We start from the raw sequence: 13981 nt of genomic DNA, 5'->3' as shown, positions 1-13981 counted from the left end.
GCCGGGAACCGCGCTCCGCCCGCCTCACCGGCCGGCCCGGTTCATCAGGTCGAAGAAGGTGTCGCCGCGCACCACTTCGAACGGGGAGCCGAGCAGCCCGACGAGTTCGGCGGCATCGCTCGGCGTCCAGCTCCAGGCGTTGATCGCGCCCGCGACGAACAGGGGAGCGCTACCGTCCCAGCCCTCGACGTGCTTCAGCAGCCCGTCCCGGTACTCCGCGGCCTTCCCCTGCGGGAAGAAGTTGCCGATCACCGGCAGACCGGCCGGCCGCGTCCGCAGGTCCCCGGTCTCCCAGGACTGGATGACCCCACGCAGCGGGGTGTTCCGCCGGTAGGAGCCGGCGATCCGTTCGTCGAACGGCATCCACCCGTCGCCGGTCGTGCTGCGCTGGTTGTACGCGTACACCAGGTCCATGCCGGTCCGCCGCAGGAAGCGACCGGTGAGTTCGGTGTAGGCGTCCAGGGCGTCGGCGGGCCAGGAGCCCGGGTAGGTGTAACCGGCGCCGGAGGGACCGGAGATGAGCAGGTCGTTGGCGGTCGCGGTGTTCTGGTAGTACGCGAGCAGGCCGGGGCCGATGTCCGCGAGCAGCGGGCTGACCGTCCAGTTGAGCGGCACGCTGCCCCGCGCGGGGTCGTCCCAGATCGTACGCATGTGGCGCTGGCAGTACTGGACGTTGTCGCCCTCGCCGAAGGTGAGGGTGAGGTAGACGCGGTTGGCGAGTGGGGCCTTCGGCCTCGGACGGACCCGGTCCGAGATCTTCGCGGACACCCCGGCGTGCACGGTGCCGTTCATGAAGAAGTCCGCGGGCACGACTTCGACGCCGTGCTGGGAGGCGCGGTCGACGCCGCCCCACTCGCCCGCCACGTCGTTGGAGAACCAGCCCGCGTACGGGGTGGTGGGCTCGACCCGGCTGAAGACCTCGTCGAGGAGTGCGCCGGTCTCGCCGGACGGAGGCAGCCAGAGGACCATGGCCCGGCTCGCGACGGCGTAGTCACGGAAGTACGGGAACGGTTCGACCCGGGTGGGCGAGGTGGCGGTCGCGGACACCAGGTACTGGTTCCACAGATCGGCCTCGACCATGAGCTGCCGGGTGCCGGGCGGCGGAGTGAAGTGGTAGATGAAGTAACCGCCGCCGTCGGAGAACCGGTTGGCGTCCCCGCCGATGGAGGAGTGGGAACCGTCGAAGAGGAACGGTGCCTCGGCGGCCGTACCGGGTACGAAGGAGGCGATCACCTGGCCGTCCGCCTTCACCACGACCGAACCCACCGAGGCGCCCCATCCGTCGTCGCCGAACGAGTCCTGGAAGCGCAGATAGACACCGTCCCCGCCGGAGAGTTCCGCGCTCATGTCGAGTGCGCGGACCTGGCGGTTCGACGAATCACGGATACGTCCGCTCTCCCGGGCGATCTCGCGCCAGCTCACCCGCGGGGTCTGCACCGTCCGCGTCGGCGGCAGCCCGGCCAGCAGGGTGTGGGTACAGCGCGGGAACAGATGCTCCAACTGCCAGCGGTACGTGGCGAGTACGTCGTCCGCGTCGAAACGGCCGCGCAGGTCGGCCACGGTCTTCAGCCCGTGCGCGCGGGCCTGCTCGGCGGTGGCGGCGACGGCGTTCTCCAGACCGGCCAGGGTGGTCGCCACGTTCACCGAGTCCGGCACGGCGGGGTCGTGCAGGACCGCGCCGCGTATCTCGCCCCGGTAGCGGGCGACCAGGTCCAGCGCCCGGTCGTGGCGGGTGACGCGGGCACCGGTGCTCGGGAGCCAGTCGGAGTCGACTCCGCTGCCGTCGAAGTCGAAGTAGAGGCGCGGATCGCGGCGGTTGACGACTCCCTGAAGGGTCGTCAGGAGCAGCTGGTCGTTCCCGTCGAGGGCGCCGACATCGGCGACGTCGAGCCGGGAGGGCCGGCCGAACGACGGCAACAGCCGTGCTGCGGCACGCTTTTCGGCCGCTCCGGCCCGAGGGGAGAAGAAGATCCCGGGAGTACCGGCCGCGAGAGCTGCTCCGCCCGCCTGCAGAAGAGTTCTTCGGGACACCATCGGCGATCACTGCTCCTTGGGGAGGGGGCGGCTACGGTGCGACAACGTTGTCAGTTGAAGTGACATCGTTGTCAAATCATCGGTGAAGGTAGTGCCGGGCCGGAGAGTTGTCCATGGTGCGCGCACGTGACGACCCATGGCACACCCCCATTTGATCCACTTCACGGCAAAGCTGACCAGGGGGACCAGGTGGTGTCCGGCCATGATCCGCCGGTCACCACCTGGGTGGACGCGGCCGACCGCCGCCGGCCGGACGCCGTGACGCTACGGTGCCCGGCGGCCGGCTTCGCCCGTCCGGCCGCGGTGAGCCAGCAGACGCTGTGCGGCGGACAGTGCTGCGCTGCCGCCGCGCCCCGAACGGAGTGCGGCGCGGGCCGCGTTGGCCCCGGGCGCGCCGTGCACCCCGCCGCCCGGATGGGCGGACGCGGAGGCCAGGTACAGCCGTTGTACCGGAGTCTCGGGGCGGCCCGTGCCCGGCACCGGCCGGAACACCAACTGCTGGTGCATCGAGGCCGTTCCGCCGTTGATGGCGCCGTTGCGGAGATTGCCGTCCGCCGCTTCGAGCGCGACCGGCGACAGTATCCGCCGGGCACGGACGCGGTCGCGGAACCCGGGGGCGTACCGCTCCACCTGCCGTTCCACCCGGTCCGCCATCCGCTCCCGCTCCCCGGCGTCCCAGGCGCCCGTGAGCCCGTCCGCTCCGGCGTCCGCCTTCACCCGGTGCGGCACGTGCGTATAGGCCCACGCGGACTCGGTGCCCAGCGGTGAACGCGTCGCGTCCGCGGTGGTCATCTGCCCGCAGAGGAGGAACGGGCGGTCGGGAATCAGGCCCCGGGCGATCTGCGCCGCCCACCGGGTCAACTCGTCCACGCCCTCCGCCAGATGCACCGTGCCGGCCGGGGCGGCGGCCGGCACGCTCCACGGAACGGGCCCGTCCAGCGCCCAGTCCACCTTGAACGTGGCGAAGTCCCACTCGAACCGCCGCATGTCGTCGAAGATCCGCGCCGGAAGGTGTTCCGCCGGGACCAGCGACGTGTACAGGCTGGGCGCCGATACGTCCGCGAGCACCGCCCGCCGGGCGGGAACGCCCTCCCCGGAGGCCGTACGGACGCCCACGGCGCGGCCCTGCCGCACGACCACCTCGGTGACCCGCTGCCCGCACCGCACGGCGCCGCCGCGCGACCGCAGCCGTCGCACCAGCGCCTCGGTCAGGGCCCCGGCGCCCCCGACCGGCACGGGGAAGCCGTAGCGCTGCCCCAGCATCGCCATCAGCCAGCCGAAACCACCGCTGCCGGCCGCCTCGGGTGCCAGATCCGCATGCAGCGCGCAGCCGGCCAGCAGCACCCTGCCCCCCTCGCCCAGGAACTCCTCGTCGCCCAGCCTGCGCACCGGAAGTACGAGACTGCGGGCGAGCCGCAGCCCGCCCGCCGCCCGGAGCCGTGCCGCCAGGACGCCTCCGGCGAGGACGGGGGGAAACGGGGAGAAGAGGGCCTTGACGATGCCGTCCCCGAGCCGGTCCCAGACGTGGCAGAGGCCGAGCCAGCTCTCGCCGTCTCCGGGCGCGAAGCCGTCCAGCAAGTCCGCCGTCACCGTCCGGTCGCGGTCCAGCACCGCACAGCTGCCGTCGAGCAGCGGATGGGCGAGCACGTGCGGCGCGTGGCCCCAGCGCAGGCCCTCCCTGCCCAGATCCAGGGCGGACAGCACGGGGGACGCCGCCGCGAGAGGGTAGAACGAGCTGAACATGTCACTGACGTACTCGGGATGGACCTGCCGGTCGCTGCGGACGGCGCCACCGGGTTCGGGCTGCTCCTCCAGGACCTCGACGCTCCAGCCCGCGTCGGCCAGTACGTTGGCCGCGACCAGGCCGTTGGGACCGCTTCCGATGACCACCGCGTCGACCATAGTGCCGCCCTTCGGTGCGATGCTTCCGTGCCGTGCCCGCCGTGCTGCGTAGGTGCGCCGGGTCGTGCCGTCGTGCCGCGCCGGGCCTTCGGGGCGGGGCCGTCCCGAAGGTGGGGCCGTCAGGACGGTGGGTGCGACTTCTCCTCGACCAGCCGGGCGAGCCGGGTGAGCATGCTGCGGTGGCGGATCTGGAGCACCGCGTCCAGCAGCGCATTGTGCAGGGTGGCTCCCAGACCCTTCAGCGGGTGCTCGTCGACGATGAGGAGGGTCTTGTCGCCCCACGGGCGGAGGTCGAAGGCGATGCGCGCCGATCCCAGGGGACCGCCGCTCGCCTCCAGCTCCAGCGCGCCGGGCCTGTCGATGCGACGGACCACCGTGCGCCCGGTGTGCTCCTTCGGGCCCACGCGCAGGACGTACGTGATCGAGGACCCCACCTCCGGCCACACGCCGGCCTCCGGCCGGGACCGGTCGGTCCCCACCACCCACTCCCCGTAGAGGGCCGGGTCCTCCAGCACGTCCCACACCGCGGCCGGCGGCCGGTCGATGAGGTGATGACGGACAGCCATGATGCTCCTCGGGTCGGTGAGCCCGGGCCTGCCGCAGCCGGTGTACGAACCCCGCACGAACACGCGCCCGGTCGCGGTGGCGGACCCCGGTCTTCCGGCGGCCTCCGCGCCTCGTGGGCTCCGGTCCTTCGTCGGCCTGGCCCTGATGTCCTTCATCGGCCTGGCCCTGATGACCTTCGGCGGCCTGCCCCGGGCCGCGGACCGGACCGGGGCCGTACTCCCACCCTCGATTCAACCGCGCACGCGGCGATCCCGCAGAGCGGCGGCCACGCCTGCGGGCGAGACCCGGAGGCCCGGCCGCGTCCGGCCATGCCCGGCCGGGGCACGCGGGCCGCGGTCCGTGCCGCGGCCACGCGCACCGCCCCGGCCCGGTCAGCGGCCTGTGTCGCCGTCCTCCTCGTCGACCACGTGCACGGCGGCCTCTTCGGCCGAGGCGGCCCCGCCGTCGACGCCGACGTCCTCGGCGAAGACGTCCGTGTGCCGGCCGGTCGGATCGTCGGCCGGGCTGAGGCGGCCGGCCCGCGCCCCGCCCTCGATCCCGGCCTCCGGCTCGCCCTCACCCTCCGCGAGGTCGCCGATGCCGTCACCGTCCGGCGGTTCGACGTCGGCGACCTCCTGGGCGAGCCGCTGGTCGAGGGACTCGCCGCGACGTTCCTCCGCCCCCGTCGTGCCGTACTTGTCCACCGCCAGGGGGCGTTCGGGAGGGGAGTAGCCCTCTTCCATCTGGTCGTCCAGGGTCCGTTCGCCGAGCGCGTCCTCCATGTCGAGCTCGTCGTTGGGCGGATCCTGACCGTCCTCCTGCGGCTGGTAGACGTCGTCGCCGCGCGCCTGTTCCGGCATGGCCTGCTCCTTCGCGTATCCGGGGGGATGGACATCGACGCACCCGCCCGCCACCGGTGCACGGGAGACGGCGGGACGCGGTCCCGCGCCGCTCGTGCTGCCTGCCACGGTGGGGGCGGCCGGCTCAGCGGCCGAGCGCCTTCCGCAACTGCTCCTTGTTCATGGCGGAGCGCCCGTCGATGTTCTTCTTCCTGGCCTCCGCGTAGAGCTGGTCCCGTGTCGGACCCTGCGCGCCCCGGTGGGAGCGTTCGCCGCCGCGCTCGTAGGCGGACTTCTCGTCCTCGGTCGACGTCCTGCTCGCCGTCTTCGACTCGCCGGACCGGGCTCGCTGCTTGTTCACCGTCCTGGCGGCGATCTCCTCGGCGCGCGACGCGGAGGTGCCCCGCTCCTGCTGGCTCTCCTTGATGTGTTCGTACTGGCGTTCGCGCTTCGCGTTCGATCCTGCGGGCATGGTTCAGTCCTTTCCGTCCCGTCGTCCTGGGGCGTCAGGCCCCCGTCGGCGGCCCGGCCGTTACGGGGGCGCCCTCGCGACGGGACGCTCACCCGCGTGTCCGGGATCTGCTTCCACTAAACAACGGTGCCCCGGAAAGGGCCTCTCGCCGGGTCGGTGGCCGGGCCCCCTGTCGGTTGCCGGGCCCCCTGTCGGTGGCCGAAGCTCCCTGCCGGTGGCCGGTCCTCCGGTCGGCGAGCGGTCGCCCGCCCCGTCCGGAAGCCGGAGAGAGCGGCGCGCGGGGGAGTGAGACGGGCCCGGAGAGGCGTAATGCGCGCCCGGGGCCCATAACGCGCGCCGCTCTGCCACCGGTCACCTCGTCCCGTGATCGACGGTACGCATGGAGTCACCGGGCCGGGGGATGCTGCTGAGGACGCCGGTGCGTGGAATACGGCTCGCGCGCCTCACCCCACGCACCGGCGGGATCCCGAGCACCGCAGCGGTCTTCCCGCCCCCGGCGCGTAGGGGGTGCATCGCACCGGGACTGCGTCTTTTCTGCCTCGCCGGGCACGCTGATCTCATGACCAGCATCTACGAAGGCCCTGCCACGCTCGTCCTCGGTGACGAGGAGACCCGCGTCATGGCCGTCCTGAGCGCCGGGGGCGGCGGCACGGCCCCTCCCTGGTCCGGTACGGTCCACGCCCACGGCCTGCAATTCTCCTTCTGGCCGGCGGTGCAGAGTGGCGGGGTCGTGATCCTCATGCCGGACGGCCGGCGGGGGACGGCTCAGATCGACATGGACGCGGAGAGCGGCAACGCCAGGCTCAGCGGAGAGGGCCCGGCGCCCTTCTGACCCGCTTCCGCCCGCACCCGCGCGGGCCGGTCCCACGGCGGGCCGGTCCCACCGTCCCACTGCGGGCCGGTCCCGCGGCGGGCCGCGGCCGGGTTCAGGAGACCGTCATCGTCGCCCCCGGCGCCGCACCGCTCCCACCACGCGGGGCCAGGAACTCCGTGCGGGGAAGCGCGCCATCGGCGGACCGGGGCGCCCGTGCCGTGTCCGGGCCGGTCGAGGCGAACGGCGCGGCTCCGTCGCCTCCGCCGTCCCAGGTGTTGCCGGTGGACCGCACGCCGTCGCCCAGCGCGGCGTCCCGCCCGTTCGCGACCGCCGCGTTGGCCCGTGCCACGGCGGCGGCGGTGGTGAGGTGGAAGCCGTCCACGCCGTTGCGGTAGGCCGTGTTGTGCGTCAGCGAGATCCGGCCGGGGTTGCCCTCGTCGTTGAAGCCCAGCCCGGTGTTCTCCCAGGCCGCGTTGTTCCGTACGACATGGGGGACGGAGGCCCGGGTGTTGCCGCCGCCGAGGGTGAACCCGTTCCCGTGGCCCTGCCAGTCGGCGTCGCCCCACCGGTTCACACCGTTGCCGAAGGACCAGTTGCTCTCCACCGTCACCGGGCTGGTGAACCCGCCCAGGTCCAAGCCGTCGTTCGCGTTGTCGTACATGCGGCAGCCCCTCACGACATTGCCCGCACCCGAACCGAACTTGACGGCGAGCCCGACACCGCTGCGCCCGTGGTCGTCGGTGCCGTGGTTGGCGTAGAAGTCGCTGTCGAGCACGGAGTCGGCCTCGGTGCCGCTGTCCCGGAGGGTGAGACCGGACTCGGCGTTGTCGTGGAAGGAGAGGCTCTGGAAGACGGTGTGGGCGCAGCCCCGGCAGACGTACGCGTGGCTGGCGGAACCGTGGATCTCCAGCCCTCGAACCGTCCAGTAGTCGGCCGTCTGGGTGATCGCCCAGGAGGCCCGGGGGACGCCGGACGCGTCCACGACCGGATGTTCGCCGGGGTAGTTGGTGAGGGTGATGCGGTGCCCCGCGCTCGCGTCCGTGGTGATCTCCACGCCTTCGGTGGGACGGTAGACGCCGCCCCGCAGCAGAACCGTCCCGCCCGGACGCACCCGGGCGACCGCCTTGCCGAGCGTGGCGAACGGATGCGCGAGGCTCCCGTCGCCGTCGTCCGACCCGTCCGGTGCCACGTAGAGCTCCAGCGGGGCGACGTCGTTGCCGGGCGTCGGGGAGGGCGCGGCGCCGCCCCCCACGGGCGCCGAGGCCCGGGGCGTCGGAGCGGCCGACGGCGGGGGAGCCGGGGACTGCCACAGCAGGAGGCCCAGGGTCCCGACGGTGACAGCCGCCGCTGCCGCCACGGCTGCTGCCTTCGCCTTGGCGCCCGCCGCGGAGAGCGGCTCGCGCATCCGGGCCGACAGCGACGGGGCGGCGGACAGCGCCGAGGCGGCGGTTTCCCGGAGCCAGACCAGCAGTACGGCCGGTACGGCGACGAGCCCGATGCCGGGCAGCAGGTTCTCCGGCGGGACCAGGCCGCTCCCGTGCGCCTGGCACCGCGGGCAGTCCCGTACGTGGCGGGTGAGGCGCTTGCGCCACAGGGCGCTGCTCGTCCCGTCCCACCCGCCGGCCTCGGACAGCAGACCCGGGCAGCGCGGGGTGGCCGCCAGGGCGTGCACCAGGGTGCGGGCCGCTTCCAGCCTGTCCTTCATCCGCTGGACCCGTACGGCCGTGTGCCGGCGGTCGAGGCCGAGGGAGGCGGCGACTTCGGACCGGGTGAGGCGTCCCGACGCCTCCTCCCAGTAGAGGGCGAGCACCTGCCGGTCGGTGGGGTCGAGCCAACGGGCCGCACGGGCGAGGTGGCGGCGCTGACCGGTCAGCGCGAGTTCGGCGACCGTGCGCTCGGCGAAGTCGGGCAGGGGGTCGGGCACGCTCTCGACGTCGCGGCGGGTGGAGTTCGCGCCCGCCGCCCGCCGCTGGTACTGCTGGATCTCGCGGTACGCGATGGCCACCGCCCACGAGCGGAAGCGGTCGGGCTCGCGCAGCTTCGGCAGACCGCGGACGATCCGCAGCATGGTCTCCTGTACGAGATCGTCGGCGTCGGCGTGCCCGTTCAGGGCCCGGCCGACGATCCCGTAGACCAGCGGCAGATGCAGGGCGACCAGTCGCTCCGTCGCCCGCCGGTCGCCGTCCCGTGCGGCGTACGCGAGGGCTGCGACATCTTCCTCGGTGTCGGTCCGGTGCTCTGCCATGGTCTTCGCCCCACCGGTCATTCATCCGATCGATCACGCCAAGAGCCCGCATCGTGGCACAGCGCCGGTGGGCTGTAAAGATCCATTTCGAGACGTCGTCCGGACACGCCGGAGCCTGGTCGCTTCCTGAACAGGCATGTGGGAAAGGCGCGTTGAGGAATCGTGGATGGTCCGTTCGGGTCGCGGACGCCGGTCGGCCTCTCGTGTCCCGAAGGCGGCCCGTCCGGGCCTGGTGCGAGAAGCTCCGCTCTTTCCCGGAAAGTTTCCGCGAGATTTCTGTTATCCCCCCGCGCCCCACGCATCTACCAGGTCGCTGCGGCTCCTTTGGCCGCGGCCGGCATCCGGGCGACGGGCCCGCTGCCGTACGAGCCGCACGCACGAAGGAGCATGCGCATGAGGCGAGATCCCACAGCACGACCCGGTCCGGCCGACGGACACCGGCGCCGCCGAAGCTCGCCCAGGTTGGGTGCGTTGGTCGCGGCGTTCGTGCTCGCGGTGTGCGGGCTGGTGGTGGGTGGTGCGGTGTCGCCGGCTGTGGCGGCGACGTTGCCGGCGACGGGCGGGGTGTATCAGCTGGCGGTGACGAAGAGCGGTAAGTGCATCGATGTGCCGGGTGCTTCGGCGGCGAACGGGGCGTTGTTGCAGCAGTGGGGGTGCACGGCGGATTCGCCCTGGCAGAACTTCACGCTGACGTCGGCGGGTTCGGGGGCGTACCGGCTGGTGAACGTGAGTTCCGGCAAGTGTGTCGATGTGCCGGGCTATTCGACGGTGTCGGGGACGCGGTTGCAGCAGTACAGCTGTGCGGGTCAGACGAACCAGGCGTGGACGCTGGTGGCGAGTGGTTCGGGGACGTTCCAGATCGTCAACGTCAACAGTGGTCTGTGCGTCAGTGACGAGGGTGCGTCGACGACCAACGGCACCGCGATCATCCAGGAGACCTGCACCGCCAACACCAACAAGCAGTGGGCCTTCAAGCCCGTCTCCACCACGCACACCACCGTCGCGGCCGACGGAACCGGCACGTACACCACCGTGCAGGCGGCGGTCGACGCGGTCGCAGCGGGAAACACCGGCCGGGTCGTCATCACCATCAAGCCGGGCACCTACCGGCAGGCCGTGACCATCCCCGCGAACAAGCCCTACATCACGCTCCAGGGAACCGGAGACTCCCCCGACGACGTGGTGATCGTCGGCAACCGCAACGCGGGTGACTACGGCACCTCGGGCAGCGCCACGGTGGTCGCCCTCGGCCACGACTTCACCGCGACCAACCTGACGATGTCGAACGACTTCGACGAGAACAGCTCCGACACCGGAGACCAGGCGCTCGCGCTCTACCTCGACGCCGACCGGGCCCTGCTGGACGGCGTACGTCTCCTCGGTGACCAGGACACCTTCCTGGTCAACAACAACGCCCGTGCCTACGTGTGGAATTCGTACGTGGAAGGCACGGTGGACTTCATCTACGGCGGTGGCGTCGCGGTCTTCGACACCAGCCGGATCCACGAGAAGCGGAGCACCGGCGGACCCGTCACCGCGGCCAGCACCCCCGCCGAGCGTGCCTACGGGTTCCTCTTCTACCGGTCCACCGTCACGAGCACGGTGAACAACACCACGCAACTCGGCCGACCGTGGCGCCAGGACGCCCAGGTCCTCTACCGCGAGTGCACGCTCTCGGCGGCCGTCGCCACCGCGCAGCCGTGGACGAACATGTCCACGAGCACCTGGCAGAACGCCCGGTTCCGCGAGTACCGCAACACCGGCGCCGGAGCCACCGTGAACGCCAACCGGCCGCAGCTCACCGACGCCCAGGCGGCCGACTACACCCCGCAGAAGTACCTCGCGGGCGCCGACGGCTGGAACCCCGTCCGCTGATCCGGTCCGCAACTTCCTTTGTCGAAACGAAAGAAGAGGGAACCCATGTTCAACAGGAACGGCACCAGGTTGGGTGCGTTGGTCGCGGCGTTCGTGGTCGCGGTGTGCGGGCTGGTGGTGGGTGGTGCGGTGTCGCCGGCTGTGGCGGCGACGTTGCCGGCGACGGGCGGGGTGTATCAGCTGGCGGTGACGAAGAGCGGTAAGTGCATCGATGTGCCGGGTGCTTCGGCGGCGAACGGGGCGTTGTTGCAGCAGTGGGGGTGCACGGCGGATTCGCCCTGGCAGAACTTCACGCTGACGTCGGCGGGTTCGGGGGCGTACCGGCTGGTGAACGTGAGTTCCGGCAAGTGTGTCGATGTGCCGGGCTATTCGACGGTGTCGGGGACGCGGTTGCAGCAGTACAGCTGTGCGGGTCAGACGAACCAGGCGTGGACGCTGGTGGCGAGCGGTTCGGGGACGTTCCAGATCGTCAACGTCAACAGTGGTCTGTGCGTCAGTGACGAGGGTGCGTCGACCACGAACGGCACCGCGATCATCCAGGAGACCTGCACCGCCAACACCAACAAGCAGTGGGCCTTCAAGCCCGTCACGACCGGACGGACCTGGTCGGACAAGGCGGACGGCTTCGCCTCCACGGGCGGCGGCACCACGGGCGGCGCGGCCGGCTCCACCGTCACCGTGACCACCTACGCCGACCTGGTCAAGTACGCCACCTCCACCAGCCCGTACGTCATCAAGGTCGCTGCCGCCATCACCGTGGACCCCTACGGCCACGAGATCCCGGTGACCTCCGACAAGACCATCGTCGGCGTCGGCACCAAGGGCGAGATCGTGCACGGCGGGTTCTTCCTGGGCACCGGTGTCCACAACGTCGTCATCCGCAACCTCACCATCCGCGACGCGCAGATGACCGACGACGACCCGGACGACAAGCTCTACGACTACGACGGCATCCAGATGGACACGGCCGACCACATCTGGATCGACCACAACCGCATCGAGCGGATGAACGACGGCCTCATCGACAGCCGCAAGGACACCAGCTACCTCACCATCTCCTGGAACGTCATGGGCACCGAGAACAAGGCCCTCGGCATCGGCTGGACCGACAACGTCACCGCCCGGATGACCATCCACCACAACTGGATCCACGACACCAACCAGCGCAACCCCAGCATCGACAACGTGGCCCTCGCCCACCTCTACAACAACTACCTCCAGAACGTCACGTCCTACGGAAACCTGTCCCGGGGCGCCTCGAAGACCGTCATCGAGAACAGCTACTTCGAGAACGTCGCCAACCCCTTCAACATCGACACCACGGCGGCGTCGCTGACCCAGTCGGGCAGCGTCATGGTCAACTGCACCGGCAAGCAGGTGACGAACGGGACGACCTTCACCCCGAGCAGCTACTACGCGTACACCCTGGACGCGGCGAAGGACGTGCCCGCCCTGCTCAAGGAGTACGCAGGTCCGCAGAGCACCATCGGCGGCTGACCCCGTCCGCGTCCTCCCGGGCCGCCCCCGCCGGAACCCGTTCACCGGGTCCGGCGGGGGCGGCTGGCCGGGCCGGGTGCGGGCCCGGCGACGGTCTGGGGCACCATGCGGGAGAGCAACCGCACGTCCCCACCCCCACGACCTGGCAGGACGCGCACGACGGCCCGACCCGAGGATGGACATGGCGTACTTCGACAACCCCGTGATACCCGGCTTCAGCCCGGACCCGAGCATCTGCCGCGCGGGCGAGGACTACTACCTGGCGACGTCCAGCTTCGAGTACGTACCAGGTGTGCCGCTCTGGCACAGCCGCGACCTCACCCACTGGCGGCTGATCGGCCACGCCCTCGACCGCCCCGCGCAGTTGGAGCTCTCCGACACCGCCGCCTCCTCGTCCGGGGTGTACGCGCCCACCCTGCGCCACCACGACGGGCGCTTCTGGATGATCACGACCGTGGTCGGCGGTGCCGGCACCGTACTGGTGACCGCCGACGACCCGGCCGGCCCCTGGTCGGACCCCGTACCCGTCAAGATTCCCGGCATCGACCCCGACCTGGCCTGGGACGAGGAGGGCACCTGCTGGTGCCTGTTCTCGCACGACGGGATCAAGGGGGTGCGCATCGACCCGGAGACGGGCGAACTGCTCGGCGAAACCGTGGAGATGTGGTCGGGGACCGGACTGCAGTACCCCGAAGGCCCGCACCTCTACCGCGTCGGCGACTGGTGGTACCTGCTGCTCTCCGAGGGCGGCACGGAACGCGGGCACGCCCTCTCCGTGGCCCGCGCCCGCACGCTTCCGGGGCCGTTCGAACCGCATCCGGACAACCCCGTGCTCTCCCACCGCAGTACGGACCACCCGGTGCAGAACACCGGCCACGGCGACATCGTGCAGGCCCACGACGGCAGTTGGTGGATGGTGCTGCTCGGCACCCGCCCCCGGGGCGACACCCCCGGCTTCCACGGCATGGGGCGGGAGACCTTCCTGGCCCCGGTGCGCTGGGAGGACGGCTGGCCCCTGCCGGGGCCCGTCGAAATCCGCTCCCAGGGGCCCGAGTTGACCCCGCACCCGTGGCCGGAAGAGCCGGATCGCGACGATTTCGACGCCCCCGTGCTCTCCCCTAGCTGGGTGACCCTGCGCCGCCAGGACCCGGAAGCCGTCGACCTCGGCACGAAGCCCGGGTGCCTGGTGCTGAACTCCCGCGCCGAGGCGCTGGACCGGCCCGGAGCCGTGTTCGTGGGACGGCGCCAGCGCGATCCGGAATGCGGTGCGCGCACCCGTATCGACGTCGCCGAGGGCGGACGGGGCGGCCTCGCCGTTCGGCTCGACGAGGCGCACCACTACCAGGTGGAGCGGGAGGGCGACACGGTGCGCGCGATCGCCCGGATCGGTCCGCTGCGTCAGGCGGTCGCCGAACGAGTCGTACCCGCAGGCCCGTTGACTTTGCGCATCGACGTGACCACCACCGACGTCCTGCCGCCCACCGTCACCGTCCGCGGCGCCGGCCCGCAGGCCGGCGCCGGTCTCCGCGTCGGAGCCCCCGACACCCTGAGGCTCGGATACGAGACGGCGGACGGGGAGTTCGAGATCCTCGCCGAGCTGGACGGCCGCTACCTCAGCACCGAGGTGGCCGGCGGATTCACCGGCCGGGTCATCGGGATGTACGCGACCCGGGGGAGCGCGGCCTTCGACTGGTTCGAGCTGAGCCCGGCCTGACGCCGTACGCGTAGCCGGCCCCGGCCCGCGCACACCCGCGGGC

10 protein-coding genes are annotated in these 13981 nt (G+C 71.7%); 4 read left to right on the top strand and 6 right to left on the bottom strand.

Annotated elements, in window-relative coordinates; genetic code table 11:
• Window positions 1-24: 24 nt before the first annotated feature.
• From ACFWEE_RS06815 to ACFWEE_RS06795, 5 genes are all read right to left on the bottom strand, one after another.
• Window positions 25-2034, bottom strand: coding sequence for a GxGYxYP domain-containing protein (locus ACFWEE_RS06815; protein WP_386887037.1), 2010 nt, complete (start codon window positions 2032-2034; stop codon window positions 25-27).
• 264 nt (window positions 2035-2298) lie between these two features.
• Window positions 2299-3936: a phytoene desaturase family protein gene (locus ACFWEE_RS06810; RefSeq protein WP_386887035.1), complete on the bottom strand. Its 1638-nt coding sequence runs from the start codon at window positions 3934-3936 to the stop codon at window positions 2299-2301.
• Between the two features lie 119 nt (window positions 3937-4055).
• Window positions 4056-4502 carry an SRPBCC family protein gene (locus ACFWEE_RS06805; RefSeq protein ID WP_386887033.1) on the bottom strand — a complete coding sequence of 149 codons (447 nt, stop codon included), beginning with the start codon at window positions 4500-4502 and terminating at the stop codon, window positions 4056-4058.
• Between the two features lie 372 nt (window positions 4503-4874).
• The gene (locus ACFWEE_RS06800; protein ID WP_386887032.1) at window positions 4875-5342 is read right to left on the bottom strand and encodes a DUF5709 domain-containing protein; all 468 of its coding nucleotides are present in this window, start codon (window positions 5340-5342) and stop codon (window positions 4875-4877) included.
• A gap of 124 nt (window positions 5343-5466) precedes the next feature.
• Window positions 5467-5793, bottom strand: a complete 327-nt coding sequence (locus ACFWEE_RS06795) for a plasmid stabilization protein (protein WP_386887031.1) — start codon at window positions 5791-5793, stop codon at window positions 5467-5469.
• Window positions 5794-6352: 559 nt separating this feature from the next.
• Here ACFWEE_RS06795 and ACFWEE_RS06790 point away from each other — a divergent pair.
• Window positions 6353-6625: a hypothetical protein gene (locus tag ACFWEE_RS06790; protein WP_386887030.1), complete on the top strand. Its 273-nt coding sequence runs from the start codon at window positions 6353-6355 to the stop codon at window positions 6623-6625.
• Window positions 6626-6719: 94 nt separating this feature from the next.
• On the opposite strand, the gene ACFWEE_RS06785 is transcribed toward ACFWEE_RS06790, so the two are convergent.
• Window positions 6720-8852: a sigma-70 family RNA polymerase sigma factor gene (locus ACFWEE_RS06785; RefSeq protein ID WP_386887028.1), complete on the bottom strand. Its 2133-nt coding sequence runs from the start codon at window positions 8850-8852 to the stop codon at window positions 6720-6722.
• Window positions 8853-9314: 462 nt separating this feature from the next.
• Between ACFWEE_RS06785 and ACFWEE_RS06780 the strand changes: the two genes are divergently transcribed.
• From ACFWEE_RS06780 to ACFWEE_RS06770, 3 genes are all read left to right on the top strand, one after another.
• On the top strand, window positions 9315-10727 hold the full coding sequence (locus tag ACFWEE_RS06780) for a pectinesterase family protein (protein ID WP_386887027.1): 1413 nt from the start codon (window positions 9315-9317) through the stop codon (window positions 10725-10727).
• 45 nt (window positions 10728-10772) lie between these two features.
• Window positions 10773-12224 carry an RICIN domain-containing protein gene (locus ACFWEE_RS06775; RefSeq protein WP_386887025.1) on the top strand — a complete coding sequence of 484 codons (1452 nt, stop codon included), beginning with the start codon at window positions 10773-10775 and terminating at the stop codon, window positions 12222-12224.
• 181 nt (window positions 12225-12405) lie between these two features.
• A complete protein-coding gene (locus tag ACFWEE_RS06770) occupies window positions 12406-13938 on the top strand; it encodes a glycoside hydrolase family 43 protein (protein WP_386887023.1) in 1533 nt (510 codons plus the stop codon).
• Window positions 13939-13981: the final 43 nt, after the last annotated feature.

This window comes from Streptomyces sp. NPDC060184 (assembly GCF_042728795.1).
Classification (GTDB): domain Bacteria; phylum Actinomycetota; class Actinomycetes; order Streptomycetales; family Streptomycetaceae; genus Streptomyces.
This window is presented reverse-complemented; position numbering and strand designations above follow the sequence as displayed.

Bases quoted from the DNA above. Each gene is read 5' to 3' on its own strand.
- ACFWEE_RS06815 (WP_386887037.1), bottom strand. From the start codon at position 2,034: ATGGTGTCCCGAAGAACTCTTCTGCAGGCGGGCGGAGCAGCTCTCGCG.
- ACFWEE_RS06810 (WP_386887035.1), bottom strand. From the start codon at position 3,936: ATGGTCGACGCGGTGGTCATCGGAAGCGGTCCCAACGGCCTGGTCGCG.
- ACFWEE_RS06805 (WP_386887033.1), bottom strand. From the start codon at position 4,502: ATGGCTGTCCGTCATCACCTCATCGACCGGCCGCCGGCCGCGGTGTGG.
- ACFWEE_RS06800 (WP_386887032.1), bottom strand. From the start codon at position 5,342: ATGCCGGAACAGGCGCGCGGCGACGACGTCTACCAGCCGCAGGAGGAC.
- ACFWEE_RS06795 (WP_386887031.1), bottom strand. From the start codon at position 5,793: ATGCCCGCAGGATCGAACGCGAAGCGCGAACGCCAGTACGAACACATC.
- ACFWEE_RS06790 (WP_386887030.1), top strand. From the start codon at position 6,353: ATGACCAGCATCTACGAAGGCCCTGCCACGCTCGTCCTCGGTGACGAG.
- ACFWEE_RS06785 (WP_386887028.1), bottom strand. From the start codon at position 8,852: ATGGCAGAGCACCGGACCGACACCGAGGAAGATGTCGCAGCCCTCGCG.
- ACFWEE_RS06775 (WP_386887025.1), top strand. From the start codon at position 10,773: ATGTTCAACAGGAACGGCACCAGGTTGGGTGCGTTGGTCGCGGCGTTC.
- ACFWEE_RS06770 (WP_386887023.1), top strand. From the start codon at position 12,406: ATGGCGTACTTCGACAACCCCGTGATACCCGGCTTCAGCCCGGACCCG.